Genomic DNA, 19,436 nt, shown 5'->3' on the forward strand with positions numbered 1-19,436 from the left:
ACCTGTGACAACACGACTCTTCCGACTCCTGGCCCTGCTGCTGATGCTGGCATGTATCATGCCACGCGCGCATGCCGCCGATATGGTCGAGATCACCCGTGCCTACATCGAGGCTAGCGAAGAGGGCTACAAGCTGGCCGCCACGTATTCCTTCGAGCTCAATCACGACCTCGATGATGCCGTCCAGCATGGCGTGCCCCTGTTTTTCACGACGGAAATCGAACTGACCCGGCCCCGCTGGTACTGGTTCGATGAAAAGGCCATCGTCGCGCGCCAGACCAGCCGGCTGTCGTACAACGTGCTCACGCGCCAGTATCATGTGTCGGGCGGCGGCTTGCAGCAAAGCTTCCCCACGCTCGACGATGCGCTGTTCCTGATCCGCCGCCCCAGCCGCTGGCTGGTGGCGCCGCGCGGCGCGCTGAAGGTGGGGCAGACGTATAACGTCACTTTGCGCATGGGCATGGACCGCGATTACCTGCCCAAGCCGATACAGGTCAATGCCTTCAATAACAGCGACTGGCGCCTGGCTTCGAATAAAAAAACCTTCTTGTATACGGCGGAGTAGTGAGTCAAGCATTGCGCTATCTGCTGGTGGTGGGCGGCGGCATTGTCAGTATCCTGCTGTTTCTGCTGGCGTCGGCTTCCGACAATTCCGGCTTTTTCGACCGCTACTACACCTGGCTGCTGGGCCTGAACGCGGCCGTGGCCGTGTCCCTGCTGGCGCTGGTGGGCATTTCCCTGGCCCGCCTGTACGCGCGCTACAAGAGCGGCAAGTTCGGCTCCAAGCTGATGACGCGCCTGGTGATGCTGTTCGCCGCCGTCGGCATCCTGCCAGGTCTCGTGATTTTCCTTGTCTCCGTGCAATTCGTCTCCCATTCCATCGAATCCTGGTTCAACGTCAAGATCGAAGCGGCGCTGGAATCGGGGATTGAGCTGGGCCGCGCCGGCCTCGATGCGGCCTTGGTCGAGCTCGACCACCGGGGCCACAAGGCGGTCGAAGAAATGGGCGCCGACCCGGTGGCCGGCCCGGCCGTGCTGACCAGCCTGCTGCGCGAAGAGGGCATGCAAAATGCCATGCTCGTCAGCGGCGACGGCGTGCTGCTGGCCAGCGCCGGGCCGCACAGCGCGGCCGACCTGCCGACGCCGGCCATGCTGGTGCAGGCGGCCTCTCCGGCCGGCTATGCCTCGGCCGAAGGGGGGCTGGAGTTGCACGACGATGGCACGGAGTCGGGCGGCGGCGGTTTCCGCTCGGGCCTGCCGGCATCGCTGGAAACGGCGGCCAGCCTGCGCCTGCGCGTGCTCGTGGCCGTGCCGGGGCCGTCCGTCTCGCCCCGCTACCTGCAACTGCTGCAGGCCGTGCCGCCCAAGCTGGCGACGAATGGCGAAGTGCTGCGCGCCGCCTACAGCGAATACAAGGAACGTTTCGTCGCGCGCGTGGGTCTGCGCAAGATGTACATGGAAATCCTCACCTTGACCTTGCTGCTGGCCATCTTTGGCGCCATCGGCAGCGCTTTCCTGATCGCGGGCAATTTGGCCCAGCCCCTGCTGCTGCTGGCCGAAGGCACGCGCGCCGTGGCCGAGGGCGACCTGTCGCCGCGTCCCATCGTCGCTACCAAGGATGAATTGGGCACCCTGACGCAGTCGTTCAACATCATGACGCGCCAGCTGCTCGATGCGCGCACGGCCGTGGAAAGCAACCGCGCCGCGCTGCAAAACGCCAAGGCCCACCTGGAATCGGTGCTGGCGAACATGTCGGCCGGCGTGATGGTGCTCGACGGCGACTTCAAGCTGGTGACTTGCAACGAGTCGGTCGAGCGCATCCTCCAGCATTCGGGCACGAGCATGGTGGGCCAGCCGCTGGCGCATATTGCTGGAATGGAAGAGTTTGGCGGCGCCATCATCAGCGCCTTCACGGCGCAAAGCGCGCAATCGGCGTCGGGCCGCAACCAGCAGCGTCTGCACTGGCAGCGGCAGATCGAGATTCCGCGCCGCCTGGGCAGTAGTGCCGACGAGCATGACATCACCCTGCTGGCGCGCGGCTCGCGCCTGCCGCTGGAGTCGGGCAGCGGCTACATCGTCGTGTTCGATGATATTTCCGACGTGATTTCCGCGCAGCGCTCGATCGCCTGGGGCGAGGTGGCGCGCCGCCTCGCGCATGAAATCAAGAATCCGCTTACGCCCATCCAGCTGTCGGCCGAGCGCCTGCAGATGAAACTCGAAGGCAAGCTGGAGCAGCCCGATGCGGACCTGCTCAGCCGCGCCACCACCACCATCGTCAAGCAGGTCGATGCGATGAAGCGCATGGTCGACGACTTCCGCGACTATGCGCGCACGCCGCCGGCCGTGCTCGTGCCGCTGCGCTTGAACGAGCTGATCGAAGAGATACTGAACCTGTACCTGCGCGGCGACGATGGCGACATCATCCACCCTTTGCTGGCGCCGAATCTGCCGATGGTGATGGGCGATCCGACCCAGTTGCGCCAGGTGATTCACAACCTGCTGCAGAACGCGCAGGACGCCATGGCCGACCTGCCGCCGGACTCGCCGCATCCGCGGATTGACGTGAGGACGGAAGCAATTCATTATCGCAGTGCGGACGGCGGCGTGAATATCGCCGTGCGGCTGGCCATCACGGACAATGGTCCTGGTTTTGCACCAAAAATCCTGGCGCGCGCGTTCGAGCCGTATGTGACCTCGAAAGCCCGCGGCACGGGATTGGGCCTGGCGATGGTCAAGAAAATTATCGATGAACACGGCGGACGCATCGATATCGAGAACCGGGTCGACGGCAATGGCGCTTCGGTGGTCATTTTGCTGTTAAAGTTAGCTCCCGACACTCGTGCCCAGGAATTCCTGGCGTGAGGGTCTGGTTTAGTATTTAAAACACTAATAAAATCATAGTTGTCCGCCGCGTGCATCTTGTGCGCGACGGCCGGCGAAATGAGGAAGGCAAGACACGAATGGCAAACATACTCGTAGTGGATGATGAAATGGGTATCCGTGAGTTGCTCTCGGAAATTTTGGGCGACGAAGGACATGCTATCCAGCTGGCCGAAAATGCGCAGCAGGCGCGCGAAGCGCGTGCCGCCGGTGCGCCGGATCTGGTATTGCTGGATATCTGGATGCCCGACACCGATGGCGTCACCCTGCTCAAGGAGTGGCAGCGCGATGGCTTGCTGACCATGCCGGTGATCATGATGTCGGGCCACGCCACCATCGATACGGCGGTCGAGGCGACGCGCATCGGCGCCATGAACTTCCTGGAAAAACCGATTGCCCTGCAAAAACTGCTGAAGGCGGTCCAGCAAGGCTTGACGCGGGCCCAGGAAACCGTGCGCGCGCCGAGCGTGGCGCCGCGTCCCGTGGCGCCCGTGGTGGCAGAGGAAAGCAGCCACCCCGTGCCCAGCTTTGCCGGCAGCGCGCCACAACAGCTGATGGTGCGCCCAGGCATCGCCGTACCGGCAGTGGCCGAAGGCCATGGCTACAACCTGTCGTTCGACTTGCCGCTGCGCGAGGCGCGCGATGCGTTCGAGCGCATGTATTTCGAACACCACCTGGGCCGCGAAGGCGGCAGCATGACCCGCGTGGCGGAAAAAACGGGCCTGGAACGCACCCATCTGTACCGCAAGCTGAAACAGCTGGGTGTCGAACCGGGCAAGCTGGCCAAGAAAGGCCTGTGACGTCAGCCGTACGGCGTCCGACGCCGCTGACCCTGGTCAGCGGTGGTCGTGCCGCCGGGCGCGAAGCGGCCATCGCGCAAGCCTTGCAGCCTGGCCACGCGACCGCCGTGATCCTCGAGGGGCTCGCCGACGGCAACGCCATCCTGGCCGACCTGGCCGAACAAACTTCCCCTTCTCCATCGTTTCCATTGCAACTGTTGCGCATCGCACCCGGTTGCCTGTGCTGCAGCGGCAATCTCGTATTGCGTGTAACATTAAATCGTCTGCTGCGCCATCCACCCGCGCGCCTGTTCATCAGCCTGGCCGACGCCTCGCACATCGAACAGCTGCGCACCTGGCTGACCGCCAGTCCCTACGATGTCCTGCTGGCGCTGGAACCGGACTTGATTGTTTCCTCAACGTAGTTTCCTGATCGTCTTACCGCAGTCGCAGTTTGCATCTCGTTACAACTCTGTAGCCCGCAGGGTGGCCTGGCCGCTTGAAATGGCGGCGTGGGAACCCCACCTCTGTCCTGAAACCGCAAGAGTTTCTCTTGCTTGAGCGAAGGATGCAAAATGAACCTGATCTATAACAGCGAACAATATAGCGTCGTGGAATTCGGCGTCGATGGCGACCTGGAAGCCCTGCGCTTTGGCGGCTATGAAATCGTCGACAAGGGGGGCAAGCGGGAAACGTTTATCGCCGGCATCCTTGCACAGAACTTCCGCCGCGACGTCACGGAATTGATCGCCAGCGAACCGAGCATGGAAGAGATCGATGAATTCTTGGGCAGCTACGATTCCCTCATGAGCCAGCCCGTCCTGTTGCACTGATGTGATGGCCATCGCCGCCATACCAATCCGCCAGGCGGCGTGGTATGGTGGCCGTGTTATCCAGCTGCAAACAGACCATGTGCCAACTTCTCGGAATGAATTGCAATGTCCCCACGGACATTGTCTTTAGTTTTACCGGCTTCGCCATGCGCGGCGGCCATACCGATACCCACCATGACGGCTGGGGCATCGCCTTTTTCGAGGGCGCCGGCGTGCGCCATTTCGTCGACCACCAGGCGGCCATCGCCTCGCCCGTGGCCGAACTGATCAAACGCTACCCGATCAAGTCGCGCAATGTCATCGCGCACATCCGCAAGGCCACGCAAGGCCAGGTGGCGCTGGAAAACTGCCACCCCTTCGTGCGCGAACTGTGGGGCCGCTACTGGGTCTTTGCCCACAATGGCGATTTGAAGGATTTCAATCCCGTGCTGACGGGCAGTTACCGCCCCGTCGGCTGCACCGACAGCGAACGGGCTTTCTGCTACCTGCTGCAGGAATTGCACGCGCGTTTTGGCGATGCCCCGCCGGCCTTGCCGCAACTGCATGCGGCCCTGGCGCAGTTGTTGCCCGGCATCGCGGCCCACGGCACATTCAATATGATGCTGTCGAGCGGCGAGGCGCTGTTTGCCCATTGCTCGACCAGCTTGCACTATCTGGTGCGACAACATCCGTTCCCAACTGCTAAACTCTCCGATGAAGACCTGAGCGTGGACTTTTCCCAGGTGACGACGCCCCAGGACAGAGTGGCCGTGATCGTTACCCAGCCGCTGACGACGAATGAACAATGGACGGCGTTTGTGCCCGGCGAATTGAAATTATTTGTCGACGGGATGGTGCAAGATATGCCAGCGGCCTAATTTGTTGACGACAATAAACTGGATTGCTGCCAAAATACCCACAGCGCGGGCGGAATTCAGCTAAAGTATTGTCAATAGTGAACCTTGATGCGGGCGCGGCGCGGCCGGTGTCACTCGACGTGATTGATGAAGAGTTAATGATCGATATTTCCAGCAACGACATCACCCCGAAACCCTTGCGCGTGCGCGAGTTCTATCTGGGTCGACAACCTATCCTCGACCGCAACCAGGCCCTGTTCGGCTATGAGTTGCTATTCCGCAACGCTCCGGTCGGCCCCGCCAATATTACCAGCGACCTGTCCGCCACGGCGTCCGTCATCGCCCACGCTTCCCAGCTGGGCATGGAAAAGGTCATCGGCGATGGGCTCGGTTTCGTCAACGTCGATGCCGACGTGATCATGAGCGACATCTTCGTCTTCCTGCCGCGTGAAAAAGTGGTGCTGGAAATCGTCGAATCGATGCCCGTCACGCCGGAAGTGCGCGCGCGCATCAGCGAACTGGTGGGCCATGGCTTCACCTTCGCGCTGGAAAACGTCGTCTCCGATACGGCGCAAGTGCAGGAACTGCTGCCGCTGGTGCAATACGTCAAGATGGACATGAGCACGGTCGACCCGAAAGTGCTGGCAGCGCTGGCGCCCCGTTTCAAGCAGGAAAACAAGAAACTGGTGGCGGAAAAGGTCGAGACGCGCGAAGAATTCAAGTCGGGCCTGGATCTGGGCTTCGATTACTTCCAGGGTTATTACTTTGCCAAGCCCGCCATCATGACGGGCAAGAAGCTGTCGCCTTCGCAACTGGCCGTCATGGAATTGATGACCCTGGTGACGTCGGACGCCGACAACATGGATATCGAGCGCGCCATCAAGCGCGACGTGTCCCTGGCCCTGAACCTGCTGCGCCTGGTCAATACACCGGCCGTGGGCGCGCGCCAGCGTATCGATTCGCTGAGCCAGGCCGTGACCGTGCTGGGGCGCCGCCAGCTGCAGCGCTGGCTGCAAATCATGCTGTACGCGGAGCCAAGCAAGCGCGGCCATAGTATGACGCCGCTGCTGATGCTGGCCACCACGCGCGGCCGTTTGCTCGAATTGCTCGCGCATAAGCTGCGCCCGAACCACGCCCACTCGGCCGATATCGCCTTTACGGTCGGCATCATGTCCCTGATGGATACCCTGTTCGGCGTGCCGATGTCGGAAATTCTCAGCCAGATCGAAGTGATCGACGAAGTGGCCGAAGCGCTGCTGTCGCGCGAAGGCTTCTACGGCGACTTGCTGCGCCTTGCCGAATGCATCGAGCGCATCGAAGACATGGAAGGCGAGATCGTACCGACCCTGCGTGACCTGGCCATGTCGCCGGACGACCTGGTGGAGCTGGAAATGGCCGCCTATGAATGGAGCGATAACGTCGTCCGCTACGCACTGTAGGTCGGATTAGGTGGGGCCGCCGAGGCCCAAAGGGCCGTAATCCGACAACGGTGTTGGCGATGACTGTGCTGGTGTCGGATTACGCGCAAGCGCTAATCCGACCTACGCGACTGCTATGTTGTTCATAAAAGCCCTGCACGGCGTCGCCGTAGCAGGGCTTTTTTACGCCGCTACGCGGCAGCACCAGGCCAGTGCTTGTGCAGCTCGGGGTCGGTGCGCAGTTCCCACAGGGCCAGCACGACGACGGCGATACCGACGAGCAGCTCGTTCCACATGACGACGGGCTGATCGACCAGCCGCAGGATCCACGGTGAGGCGGCGACCCAGACGCCGACGAGCAGGTTGACGACGACGGCCCAGAAATAGGTCTTGTACAGGTCGAATGCGGCCAGCGCGGCGATCACCAGGCCCGAGACAAAGGCGTTGATCATCTGCGGCGAGCCTTCGGGATAGGAAAAGGCCCAGGGCGAGACGATCAGCCATAGGCCCAGCAACAGGATCACTTGATCCTGCCAGCGTTTCAGTTTGAAGTTGGTTGCCATATATCCTCCTTAGCCAGTCAGGGAACGGGCCGGAGCGGGCATGCAGCATGCCGGCCGGCATACTGCGTTAGTGCGCTGCGGCGCGCGGAAAGTTCCGCGCGCCTTGTGCCTATATTATGACAGATTGGGCGCCAGCCAGCGTTCCACGTCCTCGATATTGGCGCCACGGCGCTTGGCCATGTCTTCCACCTGGTCCATGCCGATCTTGCCGACGACGAAGTATTTCGACTCCGGATGAGCGAAATAGAAGCCGGACACGGCTGCGCCGGGGAACATGGCATACGATTCCGTCAGCTGCATGCCGATTTCCTCGGCCTGCATGACCTCGAACATCTGTTTCTTGACCGTATGCTCGGGGCAGGCCGGGTAGCCGGGCGCCGGGCGGATGCCGACATATTTCTCGGCGATCATGTCGTCGTTGCCCAGATGCTCGTCCGGCACATAGCCCCACAAATCCTTGCGCACGCGCTCGTGCAGGTATTCGGCAAACGCCTCGGCCAGGCGGTCCGCCAGCGATTTCAACATGATGGACGAGTAATCGTCGTGCGCATCCTCGAAGCGCTTTTCGTATTTCTCGATGCCCAAGCCGGACGTCACGGCAAACATGCCGATGTAATCCTTCACGCCCGATGCCTTCGGCGCAACGAAGTCGGCCAGGCACTGGTTCGGACGCTGCACGCCGTCGACCACGGGCTTGACGCCCTGCTGGCGCATGCCGTAGTACGTAAATGCCACGGTACTGCGCGTATCGTCCGTGTACACCTCGATATCGTCGTCATTGACGCTGTTCGCTGGCAGCAGGGACACGACGCCATTGGCCGTCAGCCAGCGCCCGTCGATGAGTTTTTTCAGCAAGGCCTGGCCTTCCGCGTACACCTTGGTGGCCGCGTCGCCCACCACTTCATCGGTCAAAATGGCGGGGAAGGGGCCGGCCAGGTCCCAGGTCTGGAAGAACGGCCCCCAGTCGATGTAATTGGCCAGGGTGGCCAGGTCGACGTTCTTGAACACACGGCGGCCGATGAACTTCGGTTTCACGGGCGTGCAGGCGCCGTCGAAGGGCACGACCATCCGGTTGGCGCGCGCTTGCGCCAGCGGCAGGATGGGCAGGGCCTTCTTGTTGGCGTGCTGTTCGCGGATGCGTGCGTAGTCGAGTTCGATGTCTTCCACGTATTTGTCGCGCTGCTCGGGCGTCAACAGCGATTGCGCCACGGACACGGAACGCGAGGCGTCCGGCACGTAGATCACGGGGCCTTCGTAGTTGTGCGCGATTTTCACGGCCGTGTGGGCGCGGCTGGTGGTGGCGCCGCCGATCAGCAGGGGAATCTTGAGCATGCGGAAATGTTCGTCGCGCTGCATTTCCTTGGCGACATACGCCATTTCTTCCAGCGACGGCGTGATCAGGCCCGAGAGACCAATGATGTCCGCGTTTTCCACCTTGGCGCGGGCGAGGATTTCCGAGCACGGCACCATCACGCCCATGTTCACCACTTCGAAGTTATTGCACTGCAGAACGACGGTGACGATGTTCTTGCCGATGTCATGCACGTCGCCTTTCACGGTCGCCATGATGATCTTGCCCTTCGGCTTGGCGACGATGCCCGTGCGTTTTTCTTCCAGCAGCTTTTCTTCCTCGATAAACGGGATCAAATGGGCCACGGCCTGTTTCATCACGCGTGCCGATTTCACCACTTGCGGCAGGAACATCTTGCCTTGGCCAAACAGGTCGCCGACCACGTCCATGCCGGCCATCAAGGGTCCCTCGATCACGTGGATGGGGCGCCCGCCATTGTGCAGCAGTTCCTGGCGCGCTTCTTCCGTGTCTTCCACGATGAATTGCGTGATGCCGTGCACCAGCGCGTGCGACAGGCGCTCCTGCACCGTGCCTTCGCGCCACGCCAGGGTTTGCGCCTCGGCCTTGCCGCCTGCCTTCAGGGTGCCGGCAAACTCGATCATGCGTTCGGTCGAATCTTCGCGGCGGTTCAGCACCACGTCTTCCACGCGCTCGCGCAGTTCCGGGTCCAGGTTGTCGTACACGCCCACCATGCCGGCGTTGACGATGCCCATGGTCATGCCCGCCTTGATCGCGTGGTACAGGAAGACGGTATGGATGGCTTCGCGGGCTGGATCGTTGCCGCGGAAACTGAAGGACACGTTCGATACGCCGCCCGAGATCTTCGCGTACGGCAAGTTTTCCTTGATCCAGCGCGTGGCGTTGATGAAGTCGACGGCGTAGTTGTTGTGCTCTTCGATGCCGGTGGCGACGGCAAAGATGTTCGGATCGAAAATGATGTCTTCCGGCGGGAAGTCCAGCGCATCGATCAGCAGGTGGTAGGCGCGCGCGCAAATTTCGATCTTGCGCTCGAAGGTATCGGCTTGGCCCTTCTCATCGAAGGCCATGACGATGACGGCGGCGCCGTAGCGGCGGCACAGCTTGGCCTGGCGCAGGAATTCCTCTTCGCCTTCTTTCATGGAAATCGAGTTGACGATGGCCTTGCCCTGCACGCATTTCAGGCCCGCCTCGATGACCGACCATTTCGACGAGTCGACCATGATGGGCACGCGCGAAATATCGGGTTCCGAGGCGATCAGGTTCAAAAAGCGCGTCATGGCGGCCAGCGAATCGAGCATCGCTTCGTCCATGTTGATGTCGATCACCTGCGCGCCGTTTTCCACCTGCTGGCGCGCCACGGACAAGGCTTCGTCGTATTGCTCGTTCAGGATCATGCGCGCGAACGCCTTCGAGCCCGTGACGTTGGTGCGCTCGCCCACGTTGACGAACAGCGACTCGTCATTGACGACGAACGGTTCCAGGCCGGCAAGGCGCAAGTCGTGCGACGGGGCCGGCACGGCGCGCGGCGTGTTTTTCGACAGCAACTCGCCGATGGCGGCGATGTGCTCGGGCGTGGTGCCGCAGCAGCCGCCCGCCATGTTCAAGAAGCCCGCGTCGGCAAATTCGCGCAGCAGGGCCGATGTGTCGGCTGGCAACTCGTCGAAGCCCGTGTCGCTCATGGGGTTGGGCAAGCCCGCGTTCGGGTAGATGCACACGAAGGTGTCGGCGATCTTGGCCAGCTCTTCCGCGTACGGGCGCATCAGAGCGGCGCCCAGCGCGCAGTTCAGGCCGATGGTCAGCGGTTTCGCATGGCGTACGGAATTCCAGAAGGCGGGCACGGTCTGGCCCGACAGGATGCGTCCCGAGGCGTCCGTGACGGTGCCCGAAATCATCAAAGGCAGGCGCACGACGGTCGGGTTTTGCTCGTAGAACAGGTCGATGGCGAACAGGGCCGCCTTGCAGTTCAAGGTGTCGAAAATGGTTTCCACCAGCAGCACGTCGGCGCCGCCTTCGACCAGACCCTGCGTCTGCTGCAGGTAGGCGGCCACCAGTTGATCGAAGGTGACGTTGCGCGCGGCCGGGTCGTTCACGTCGGGCGAGATCGACGCCGTCTTTGGCGTGGGCCCGAGGGCGCCGGCGACAAAGCGCGGCTTGTCCGGCGTGGAATACTTGTCGCAGGCGGCGCGCGCCAGCTTGGCCGCCTGCACGTTCATTTCATAGGCCAGGTGGGCCATGTGGTAATCGTCTTGCGCGATCGTCGTGGCGCCAAAGGTATTCGTTTCGATCAGGTCGGCGCCGGCCGCCAGGTAGCGCTCGTGGATTTCCTGAATGATGTGCGGCTGCGTCAGGGTCAGCAGTTCATTGTTGCCCTTGACGAACAGTTCGCGCGCGCCACTGTCGGCCGGCGCGGCGAAATCGATGAAGCGGCCGGCGGGACCGCCACGGTACGCTTCCTCGTCGAGCTTGTACTGCTGGATGATCGTGCCCATGGCGCCGTCGAGGATCATGATCCGCTGCGCCAGAATGGCGCGCAAGGTGGCTTCGGTCGGGGACATGGCGGGGATCACGGTATCGTTCATTTCATGCTTTCAATAGGCAAACGGGCGGCGGCGCGGCGACAGGACTGTACGAGGCGGTTGCGGGTCAGCAGGATCAGCTGACGGAGTGTGCCGGCCGGGTAGGGCAGGCAGAAGGTGGCAATCGCCTGATTTCACCGGGTCTAAAATTATACGGCATCAGGCTGCTTTGGTTTTAAGCAAAAGCGGCCGTTCACCCCACGGCAGGCCTGGTTGCAACACATTGCAACACATCAGCTTGCGCCAAGCCTGCTTCTGAAAATTACATTCCTGAAAATCTTGCTCAAAACGTTAATTTTTGCATCAAAATTGGCAGGAAGATACGGTGCTCTAGGCTGTGGAAAAATTTCCACATTATTTGCGCCATCTCAGAATCTTTTTAATGAGTTGAATGGCAATAGCTGCCAAGGAAAATAATCTTGATTTAAGGCAATACAGAGCGACGCTAATAATTCCTAGAATAAAGCTTTCCAAGTAGATACTTTAACTATTATCAAAACCAATTGAATCAAAAGCATTAATAGTTGTCTTTGGGAATCGAATTAACCCATAATATGGGTTCTTCGAAATCACATTCTCACCAAAAGTCACCAATATGTCACATTTCTCCCGTGTCCTCCCCGGCATCGCGCTGCATCAACATGGTTGCCAGCCATGAAAAACCATCTGTTTGTAGCATTGTTTGTCGTGCTGGGCCTGTCCGCTTGCGGCGGTGGCGGCGGTGGCGGTGGTGACACGGTGGTGGCGACCACGTCGGGCAATCCCGCCGTGATTCCTGCCGTGACGGCTGTCTCGGCGGCGAATGTCGCCGTGGGCGGCAGCCTGGTGGTGACGGGCACGAATCTGAGCCGCGTGACGGCGTTCCAGGTGGGCGGCGTGAAGATTGCCGCCAGCGCCAGCAGCGACACCAGCGTGACCCTGGCCATGCCGGGCGTGCCTGTTACGGGCGCCTTGAGCCTGGTCAGCGCCAGCGGTACGGCGACCACCAGCTATAACGTGAACGTGTACCTGCCGCTGAGCGTGAGCAGTGTCGCGCCTGCAACGGGCGGCGTCGGCTCCAGCGTGACGATCGCGGGCGGCGGCATGGGCGCCGTGACGGCGGTGCAGTTCGGCAATGGCGCGGCGGCAACGCCGCAAAGCCAGACGGCCGGCAGCGTGACGGTGGTGGTGCCAACGGGCGCGGCGACAGGTGCGCTGACCGTGCGCGGTCCCTACAACGATGTGGCCAGCAGCGACACGTATACGGTCTTGGCAAACGTGGCAGTGACGTCGATCGCGTCGGCCGTCAACGGCGCGACCTTGTCGGTGACGCTGCAGGGCAGCAATCTCGACCAGGTCAGCTCGGCCACGGTGGGCGGTACGCCAGCCGTCATCGTCAGCGCCAGTGCCAGCCAGCTGGTGTTGTCCGCGCCAGCGTCGGCAACGGGCAGCGTGATGCTGTCGGCCGCTTCGCGCATCGCCGTGAATGCGGGCACGGTGTCGGCCTTTACCCTGGGCAGCATTGATTTCGCGCAGGTACTGAATCTGAATTCCAGCAATGCAGCCTTGCGCCTGACGCGCGGCAAGCCGGCCGCCGTGCGCGTGTCCGTGCTGGCCACGCAAACAGGTCAGGCCAGCCCGGCCGTGACCTTGAATGCGACGGCCGCCAATGGCAGCAACCTGGGCAGTATCACCATGAGCGGCCCGTCGGTCTTGCCGACGTCGAAAAGCGACTACAGTTTCAACGGCAATTTCAGTGCCGTCCTGCCTTCCGGCTGGATCTTGCCCGGCGTGCGCGTGCGCGTGACGGCCGTGGGCAATGACGGCGTGCAAGTGAGCCAGGAAGCGGCGCCCGTGGTGGCCAGCCTGGCCAGGATCCGCCTGGTGCTCGTGCCCTTGAGCACCGATGATGGCGTGGCGCAACTGCCTGACGCCGAGGTGATCCGTGCCGCGCTGCTGCGCGTGTATCCGTATGCGGCGGAAAATATCAGCATCACCACGCGCGCGGCGCTGAGCATGCCTGGCAGCAGCACGGCCGACAGCTGGTGGAGCGATACTCTGGGCAAGCTGGAAAACCAGCGCGCGCTGGAAGACCGCGGTGCTTATTATTATGGTTTTGTGCCGAGAATGTCCTCCACGCGTGCCGCCGGCCTTGCCTACATCAACGTCGCTGGCAGCAGCAACGACTTCACGTCGGCCATCGGCCTGGATGCCAAGTTCAACAGCATTGCCTCCGTCGATCCATTCGGCAATAGCTGGCCTGAATGGCTGACCACGCTTGTGCATGAGCTGGGCCACAACCACTCGCTGCAGCACGTTGCCTGCGGCGGTCCAGCCAACGCGGCCACCGACTACCCGTATGCGAATGGCGACCTGGGCCCGCAACCGTTGTACAACAGCAGCTATGCGGGCAGCATTGGCCAGTTGAGCAAGGCAGTCTATGGCAGCACGCCGATGAAAGACGTGATGAGCTATTGCAGCGGCGCCTGGTTTTCCGACTACAGCTATGTGCGCGTGCAGCAATTCCTGGAGAAACGCAGCACGCAGGTTACGGGCAGCAATGTGCTGGCCGCCAGCATGTCCGTGGCCGAGAATGGCTATCTGACGATTTCCGGCCGCATTACGCCAAACGGCGTGGCCTTGCGCCCAGCCGTTGCCTCGTCCACGCGTGTGGGCGCAGCGGCCAGCGGCAGCGGCCATGCTTATACCTTGCGCGTGTTGACGGCGTTGGGACAGACTATCGACTTGCCCTTCGATGGCGTCTCCCTGGCCGACCATGGCGGCAACGCCATGAGCCATTTCCGCGTCAGCTTCGCCAATCCGGGCGACATCAGCGATGTGCAAGTGTTGGCAAATGGCAAGGCTTTGGCCAAGCTGGAGCGCCCGGCGCGCCGCAGCAAGGCCGCTGCCAACGATGCCACGTTCGATGCGGTACAAAGCGGCGGCAAGCTGGCGCTGGCATGGAATGCCGAGGCGGAACCGTACGCCGCCGTGCTGCACGTGGCCGCCGATGGCCGCAAGACGGTGGTCGCCAGTGACTTGACGGGTGGCAAAGCCAGCGTCGACGTCAGCGCCTTGCCGGCCGGTGGCCGCTTCGAGGTCAGCCTGTCGTCGTCCGTGGGCGCGCGCCTGATGAAGGTGCAGCGCCGCTAAGCGGCAACGCTGGATGCTACAGGGGCTTGCCGCGGCAAGCCCTTTTTTTATGCGCGCAGGCATTGGTGCATAAACTGCACAGATCCTGTGCCTGGCGAGGGCTGCCGTTTTATCTCCCGCCTGCCTAGAATGGGGCTTCATCCACTTGCGGAGCATCCCATGCCCATCCTGAATCTGCGTTTATCCACGCCACCCGATGCGCGCCAGTCGGCCGCCATCGCCGCCACCCTGAGCCAATTGACGGCGCAACTGCTGCACAAGGCGCCCGAGCTGACGTCGGTGGCGATCAGCCATCTTGACGCGGCGCACTGGTTTGTCGGCGGGCCCTCGTTGCAGGCGCAGGGCAAGGCCAGCTTTTTCCTCGATATCCTGATCAGCGATGAAACGAATACGGCGGCGGAAAAGGCCGCGTATATCGCCGCCGTGTTCGCCGCCATGCACGAGCATCTCGGCGCCTTGCATGAGGTCAGCTACATCCACGTGCACGACGCGCGCCAGGCGGCCTGGGGCTACGGCGGCTTGACGCAGCAGTTCCGCGCCGTGCGCAAGGCGCTGCAGCCGGCCTGATCAATCCCAGCGGCGATTTTGATAGTGTTGCACGGCAAAATCGACGAAGACCCTGACCTTGGGCGACAGCTGGCGGCTGTGCGGATACAGCGCGTACAAGGTGCGTGGGCGCAAGGTGTAGCCGGGCAAGACTTCCACCAGCTGGCCGCTGCGCAGCGCGTCGCGCACGATGAAGCCGGCGGCGCCGGCAATCCCCATGCCGCCCACGGCCGCTTCGCGCAAGGCCACGCTCGTATTGGCTTGCAGGCTGCCGCGTACGGCCACCTTGTGTGTGGCGCCGTCACCATCGGTGAACGACCATTCCGCCGGCTTCTCGCCGGCGGTATACATCAGGCAATTGTGCTGGGCCAGGTCTTGCGGCGTGGCCGGATGGCCATGGCGGGCCAGGTAGGCGGGCGAGGCGACGGCCACTGTGCGGCTGCTGGCCAGCTGGCGCGCCACCAGGGTGGAGTCGGGCAAGCCGCGCGCCAGGCGCAGCGCCACATCGAAGCCATCGTCGATCAGGTCGACGATGCGGTCATTGCAGACCAGGTCGATGTGGATGTGCGGGTACTGGCGGCTGAAATCGGGCAGCCAGGTAGCCAGTTCCAGGGTGCCGAAAGCCATCGGCGCATTGATGCGCAGGCTGCCGGACGGCTGTGCCTGATGCATGGCGACGGCGCGGTCGGCCGCATCGAGGGCGTCAAGGATGTCGCGGCTGGCCAGGTAGTATTCCTGGCCGGCGGCCGTCAGGGCGAAGCGGCGCGTCGTGCGGTTGAGCAACTGGGCGCCCAGCTGGCTTTCCAGCTGGCGCACCTGGCGCGAGACGATGGAGTGGGATATGCCCAGCGCGGCGCCGGCGGCCGTGAAGCTGCCCAGCTCCACGACGCGGCGCAGGGCGCGCAGGGCGGTCAGCTGGTCCATGGGCGCGTGCCGCCGGTATCGATTGCGTAATTAAACGAAGCGTTTGCCTTCGAGGGGGAAGCCCTTGATGAACTCGGCCGCGGGCAGGCGCTTGCCGCCCGGTTTCTGTAGTTCGGTCAGACGCAAGGAACCATTGCCGCAGGCCACGACGATGCCGTGCTGGGCATCGGCCGCCAGTACCTGGCCTGGCGCTTCCTTGCTGTCCGCTTCGATTACCTCGGCGGCCCAGATCTTGATGGTGACGCCATCGACCTGGCCGCAGGCGCCGGGAAACGGATTGAAGGCGCGGATTTTCAGGCCCAGTTCCAGCGCCGGCAGGCTGAAATCGAGCGCCGCTTCTTCCTTGGCGATCTTTGCCGCGTAGGTGACGCCCGCTTCCGGCTGCGGCACGGCTTCGAGCGGCTGCTGCTGCATCTTGCGCAGGGTTTCGACGATCATCTTGCCGCCGAGGGTGGCCAGCTTGTCGTGCAAGGTGGCGGTGGAGTCGCCCGCTTCGATGGGCGTGCGCTCGATAGCCAGCATGGGACCCGTATCGAGGCCTTCTTCCATCTGCATGATGGTCACGCCCGTTTCATCGTCACCCGCTTCGATGGCGCGGTGGATCGGTGCGGCACCGCGCCAGCGCGGCAGCAGGGAACCGTGGATATTGATGCAGGGTTTGATGTCGAGGGTGCTGCGCGGCAAGATCAAGCCGTAGGCCGCCACCACCATCACGTCGTAGTCGGTAGCCAGCAGGCGCTCGTGGGCCGCTTTCGCTTCGGCGGCGCGTTGCGGGTCCATGCTGTCCATGCGCAGGGACAACGGTTGCAGCACCTCGATGCCGTGCTGCTGCGCATACTGCTTGACGGCCGAGGCGTGCAGTTGCATGCCGCGTCCGGCAGGGCGGTCAGGCTGGGTCAGCACCAGCGGAATCTCAAAGCCCGCTTCATGCAAGTCTTTCAGGGCCGTGGCGGCGAATTCAGGCGTGCCTGCGAAGATCACTTTCATATGGTTCCTTGACGTGAGGTGCGCAGGCCCGCGCCGAAGGCGCCAGGCTGGCGTGGTAAGACGACTACAGTTGCTGCTTAGTCTATCAGCTGTGGCTTAGAAACGGCGGTTCTGCGCACGCAAGCTCGCTTCGCGCTCGAGACCACGGATTTCCTTGATCATCTTGGTCTTGATGCGGTTGCGCTTGAGCGGCGACAGGTATTCGACGAATACCTTGCCCAGCAAGTGATCCATCTCATGCTGGATGCAGACGGCCAGCAAGCCATCGGCTTCCAGCTCGTACTGCTTGCCGTGGCGGTCCAGGGCGCGCACCTTGATGCGGGCCGGGCGCTCGACGCCATCGTAGACGCCAGGCACGGACAGGCAGCCTTCGTCGTAGACCTGCTTTTCTTCGCTGGCCCAAGTGATTTCCGGGTTGATGAAGACTTGCAGCTGGTTTTTCTCTTCGGTGGTGTCGATCACCATCATTTGGATGTGTTCGTCCACTTGCGACGCGGCCAGGCCGACGCCAGGCGCGTCGTACATGGTTTCTGCCATGTCGTCGATCAGGGTTTGCAGGCGCGCGTCAAATTCGGTGACGGGCTTGGCGATCGTGTGCAGGCGAGGATCGGGGTAACGCAGGATATTTAATATGGACATACGGATTCGACTGGTTAAGGTGGGCGCCGGTGCGCCGGATTATTCATGCCTGGGCCATGCGGACGATGGCACGGCTATTTTATTTTTGAGTACGCTACGGTTGGGCGCGTATGGCGCAGCGGCGCGGCAGATGCGTTTGCCAGTGCGTCGATTAGTTTGCTGCAAAGGGAAATTTTATCACAGACACCCATTTCCCTGTGAATGACGGGCCGTTTTGCACGGCCATTGCACGCATTGTTGCGCGCGTCGGTATCGCGTCCGTGCCATGGCGCTAGCATGGGATGGCACAGTACACAACGAGGTTGTCATGCATGCAATTGCAACGGCGGCGGACACGGCCACGGAACTGGCGGGCTGGCTGCGCCTGCAGCACCTGCCCGGCGTGGGGCCGGTGGCGGCGCGTGCCTTGCTGGCCCGCTTCGGCCTGCCGCCGCAAATCTTTGCCACACCGTTCGAGGCCTTGCGCGAGGTGGTGCCGGCCAGCGTGGCGCGCGCCATCGTGCAGCCGCCCAAGCCGGTGGCCAACAGCCAGCTCGCGCTGACCCTGCAGTGGCTGGAGCGGCCCGGCAATGCCGTGCTGACCCTGGCCGACGCCGCGTATCCGCCGCCGCTGCTGGAAATCGCCGATCCGCCGCTCTTGTTGTATGTGCGGGGACGGGCGGAACTGCTGTCGCGTCCCGGCGTGGCCATCATCGGCAGCCGCAATGCCAGCGCGCAAGGCATGCAGAATGCGGCCGCCTTCGCGCAAGCCCTCAGTATGGCAGGCTTGACCATCATTTCCGGGCTGGCGCTGGGTATCGACACGCACGCGCACGAGGGTGGCTTGCGCGGCGAAGGCGCCACCGTCGCCGTGATCGGCACGGGCGCCGATCTGGTGTATCCACGACGCAACCTTGATCTGGCTCAAAGAATTGCCGAACAGGGCTGCATCGTCAGCGAATACGCGCTGGGGCTGCCGGCCATGCCCGGTAACTTTCCGCGCCGCAACCGCCTGATCAGCGGCCTGGCGCGCGGCGTGCTGGTGATCGAAGCGGCGGCCCAGTCGGGCTCATTGATCACGGCGCGCCTGGCCGGCGAGCAGGGGCGCGACGTGTATGCCTTGCCCGGTTCCATCCATGCAACCCTGGCCAAGGGCTGCCATGCGCTGATCAAGCAGGGCGCCAAGCTGGTCGAGTCGGCCGATGACGTGCTGCAAGAGCTGCAGTGGCTGGGCGGCATCCCCAGCGCGCGGCCAGCGCCGGAAGACGAGCCGCCGCTGCTGGCCGCGCTGGGCCACGATCCCCTCGATGCCGATACCCTGGCCGCGCGCAGCGGCCTGGCCATGGGCGCGCTGATGGGCGAATTGCTGGCGCTGGAGCTGGCGGGCCGGGTCGAACGCCTGCCGGGAGGACTGTTTCAACGCTGCAAATGACAGCTTGTCACTTGTGTGGCGGGCTTGCCGCACGGGCGCGCTTTGTCTGTGCGCACCCTTGTGTCTTAGCGAGCTTAGCTGCTAGAGTAGAGCCATGTTCGATATCCTGGTGTACCTCTACGAGACTTACTATCGCCCCGATGCCTGCCCCGAGCCGGCAGTCCTGGCGCGCAAACTGTCGGCCGTCGGTTTCGACGACGTGGAGATTTCCGAAGCGCTCGTGTGGCTGACGGACTTGAACGCCATGGCCGGCGTCGAACAGACCCTGACGGCCAGTTGCACGGGCACGCGCTTCTATGTGCAGCAGGAAAGCGACGTGCTGGGCACGGCCGCCATCGGTTTCATCCAGTTCCTGGAAAGCGCCAAGGTGCTTTCGCCACTGCAGCGCGAAATCGTCATCGAACGGGCGCTGGCGCTCGACGAGGCACCCGTTTCGCTGGGCAAGCTGAAAGTCATCGTGCTGATGCTGCTGTGGAGCCAGGGCAAGGAACCGGATGCCCTGATGTTCGACGACCTGTTCGTCGACGATGAAGACCTCCCGCCGCGCTTATTGCACTAATATATAACCATATTCTTCGCTGT

At 62.6% G+C, this 19,436-nt stretch carries 16 protein-coding genes; 11 read left to right on the top strand and 5 right to left on the bottom strand.

Annotated features, from left to right (window positions below; translation table 11 throughout):
- Positions 1–58: 58 nt before the first annotated feature.
- The 7 genes from IGS55_RS24760 to IGS55_RS24790 all read left to right on the top strand — a co-directional run bounded on the left by IGS55_RS24760 (position 59) and on the right by IGS55_RS24790 (position 6,767).
- The gene (locus tag IGS55_RS24760; protein ID WP_230537298.1) at positions 59–565 is read left to right on the top strand and encodes a DUF4390 domain-containing protein; all 507 of its coding nucleotides are present in this window, start codon (positions 59–61) and stop codon (positions 563–565) included.
- Positions 565–2,862 carry a sensor histidine kinase gene (locus IGS55_RS24765; RefSeq protein ID WP_230518361.1) on the top strand — a complete coding sequence of 766 codons (2,298 nt, stop codon included), beginning with the start codon at positions 565–567 and terminating at the stop codon, positions 2,860–2,862. Before IGS55_RS24760 ends, IGS55_RS24765 begins: the two co-directional genes overlap by 1 nt.
- 98 nt (positions 2,863–2,960) lie before the next feature.
- A complete protein-coding gene (locus IGS55_RS24770) occupies positions 2,961–3,680 on the top strand; it encodes a response regulator (RefSeq protein ID WP_128141245.1) in 720 nt (239 codons plus the stop codon).
- Complete coding sequence (locus IGS55_RS24775) at positions 3,677–4,084, top strand: GTPase (RefSeq protein ID WP_230518360.1); 408 nt, start codon at positions 3,677–3,679, stop codon at positions 4,082–4,084. The genes IGS55_RS24770 and IGS55_RS24775 overlap by 4 nt, the downstream gene beginning before the upstream one ends.
- 150 nt (positions 4,085–4,234) lie before the next feature.
- On the top strand, positions 4,235–4,492 hold the full coding sequence (locus IGS55_RS24780) for a BTH_I0359 family protein (RefSeq protein WP_034749313.1): 258 nt from the start codon (positions 4,235–4,237) through the stop codon (positions 4,490–4,492).
- Between the two features lie 77 nt (positions 4,493–4,569).
- Positions 4,570–5,349, top strand: coding sequence for a class II glutamine amidotransferase (locus IGS55_RS24785; RefSeq protein WP_230518359.1), 780 nt, complete (start codon positions 4,570–4,572; stop codon positions 5,347–5,349).
- A 137-nt stretch (positions 5,350–5,486) separates the two neighbouring features.
- Entirely contained in the window at positions 5,487–6,767 is a 1,281-nt protein-coding gene (locus IGS55_RS24790; RefSeq protein ID WP_230518358.1) for an EAL and HDOD domain-containing protein, read from the top strand.
- Positions 6,768–6,937: 170 nt separating this feature from the next.
- Here the strand turns inward: IGS55_RS24790 and IGS55_RS24795 are convergent, their stop codons facing one another.
- The gene (locus IGS55_RS24795; RefSeq protein WP_230518357.1) at positions 6,938–7,309 is read right to left on the bottom strand and encodes an SPW repeat protein; all 372 of its coding nucleotides are present in this window, start codon (positions 7,307–7,309) and stop codon (positions 6,938–6,940) included.
- A 114-nt stretch (positions 7,310–7,423) separates the two neighbouring features.
- Positions 7,424–11,218, bottom strand: coding sequence for a methionine synthase (gene metH / locus IGS55_RS24800; protein WP_230518356.1), 3,795 nt, complete (start codon positions 11,216–11,218; stop codon positions 7,424–7,426).
- A 651-nt stretch (positions 11,219–11,869) separates the two neighbouring features.
- On the opposite strand from metH, the gene IGS55_RS24805 reads away from it, so the two are divergent.
- Positions 11,870–14,347 (top strand): IPT/TIG domain-containing protein, encoded by a 2,478-nt coding sequence (locus tag IGS55_RS24805; protein ID WP_230518355.1) that lies wholly within the window; start codon positions 11,870–11,872, stop codon positions 14,345–14,347.
- 159 nt (positions 14,348–14,506) lie between these two features.
- Positions 14,507–14,914 carry a tautomerase family protein gene (locus IGS55_RS24810; protein ID WP_230518354.1) on the top strand — a complete coding sequence of 136 codons (408 nt, stop codon included), beginning with the start codon at positions 14,507–14,509 and terminating at the stop codon, positions 14,912–14,914.
- Here IGS55_RS24810 and IGS55_RS24815 read toward each other — a convergent pair whose 3' ends face one another.
- From IGS55_RS24815 to def, 3 genes are all read right to left on the bottom strand, one after another.
- Complete coding sequence (locus IGS55_RS24815) at positions 14,915–15,817, bottom strand: LysR family transcriptional regulator (protein ID WP_230518353.1); 903 nt, start codon at positions 15,815–15,817, stop codon at positions 14,915–14,917.
- A gap of 30 nt (positions 15,818–15,847) precedes the next feature.
- Positions 15,848–16,804 carry a methionyl-tRNA formyltransferase gene (gene fmt / locus IGS55_RS24820; protein WP_230518352.1) on the bottom strand — a complete coding sequence of 319 codons (957 nt, stop codon included), beginning with the start codon at positions 16,802–16,804 and terminating at the stop codon, positions 15,848–15,850.
- Positions 16,805–16,900: 96 nt separating this feature from the next.
- Positions 16,901–17,443, bottom strand: a complete 543-nt coding sequence (gene def, locus IGS55_RS24825) for a peptide deformylase (RefSeq protein WP_034749294.1) — start codon at positions 17,441–17,443, stop codon at positions 16,901–16,903.
- Between the two features lie 307 nt (positions 17,444–17,750).
- Here def and dprA point away from each other — a divergent pair, with 307 nt between their 5' ends.
- Complete coding sequence (gene dprA, locus IGS55_RS24830) at positions 17,751–18,854, top strand: DNA-processing protein DprA (protein WP_230518351.1); 1,104 nt, start codon at positions 17,751–17,753, stop codon at positions 18,852–18,854.
- Between the two features lie 94 nt (positions 18,855–18,948).
- Entirely contained in the window at positions 18,949–19,413 is a 465-nt protein-coding gene (locus tag IGS55_RS24835) for a DUF494 family protein (protein WP_230518350.1), read from the top strand.
- The last annotated feature ends 23 nt before the right edge of the window (positions 19,414–19,436 follow it).

This window comes from Janthinobacterium sp. EB271-G4-3-2 (genome assembly GCF_020858035.1).
GTDB lineage: Bacteria > Pseudomonadota > Gammaproteobacteria > Burkholderiales > Burkholderiaceae_D > Janthinobacterium > Janthinobacterium aestuarii.

What these genes read in the sequence shown, in the direction of transcription:
- IGS55_RS24785 (WP_230518359.1), top strand. Translation starts at nt 4,570, where the DNA reads ATGTGCCAACTTCTCGGAATGAATTGCAATGTCCCCACGGACATTGTC.
- IGS55_RS24815 (WP_230518353.1), bottom strand. Translation starts at nt 15,817, where the DNA reads ATGGACCAGCTGACCGCCCTGCGCGCCCTGCGCCGCGTCGTGGAGCTG.
- IGS55_RS24760 (WP_230537298.1), top strand. Translation starts at nt 59, where the DNA reads ATGCCACGCGCGCATGCCGCCGATATGGTCGAGATCACCCGTGCCTAC.
- metH (WP_230518356.1), bottom strand. Translation starts at nt 11,218, where the DNA reads ATGAACGATACCGTGATCCCCGCCATGTCCCCGACCGAAGCCACCTTG.
- IGS55_RS24795 (WP_230518357.1), bottom strand. Translation starts at nt 7,309, where the DNA reads ATGGCAACCAACTTCAAACTGAAACGCTGGCAGGATCAAGTGATCCTG.
- fmt (WP_230518352.1), bottom strand. Translation starts at nt 16,804, where the DNA reads ATGAAAGTGATCTTCGCAGGCACGCCTGAATTCGCCGCCACGGCCCTG.
- IGS55_RS24790 (WP_230518358.1), top strand. Translation starts at nt 5,487, where the DNA reads ATGATCGATATTTCCAGCAACGACATCACCCCGAAACCCTTGCGCGTG.
- IGS55_RS24770 (WP_128141245.1), top strand. Translation starts at nt 2,961, where the DNA reads ATGGCAAACATACTCGTAGTGGATGATGAAATGGGTATCCGTGAGTTG.
- IGS55_RS24780 (WP_034749313.1), top strand. Translation starts at nt 4,235, where the DNA reads ATGAACCTGATCTATAACAGCGAACAATATAGCGTCGTGGAATTCGGC.
- def (WP_034749294.1), bottom strand. Translation starts at nt 17,443, where the DNA reads ATGTCCATATTAAATATCCTGCGTTACCCCGATCCTCGCCTGCACACG.
- dprA (WP_230518351.1), top strand. Translation starts at nt 17,751, where the DNA reads ATGCATGCAATTGCAACGGCGGCGGACACGGCCACGGAACTGGCGGGC.
- IGS55_RS24805 (WP_230518355.1), top strand. Translation starts at nt 11,870, where the DNA reads ATGAAAAACCATCTGTTTGTAGCATTGTTTGTCGTGCTGGGCCTGTCC.
- IGS55_RS24810 (WP_230518354.1), top strand. Translation starts at nt 14,507, where the DNA reads ATGCCCATCCTGAATCTGCGTTTATCCACGCCACCCGATGCGCGCCAG.
- IGS55_RS24835 (WP_230518350.1), top strand. Translation starts at nt 18,949, where the DNA reads ATGTTCGATATCCTGGTGTACCTCTACGAGACTTACTATCGCCCCGAT.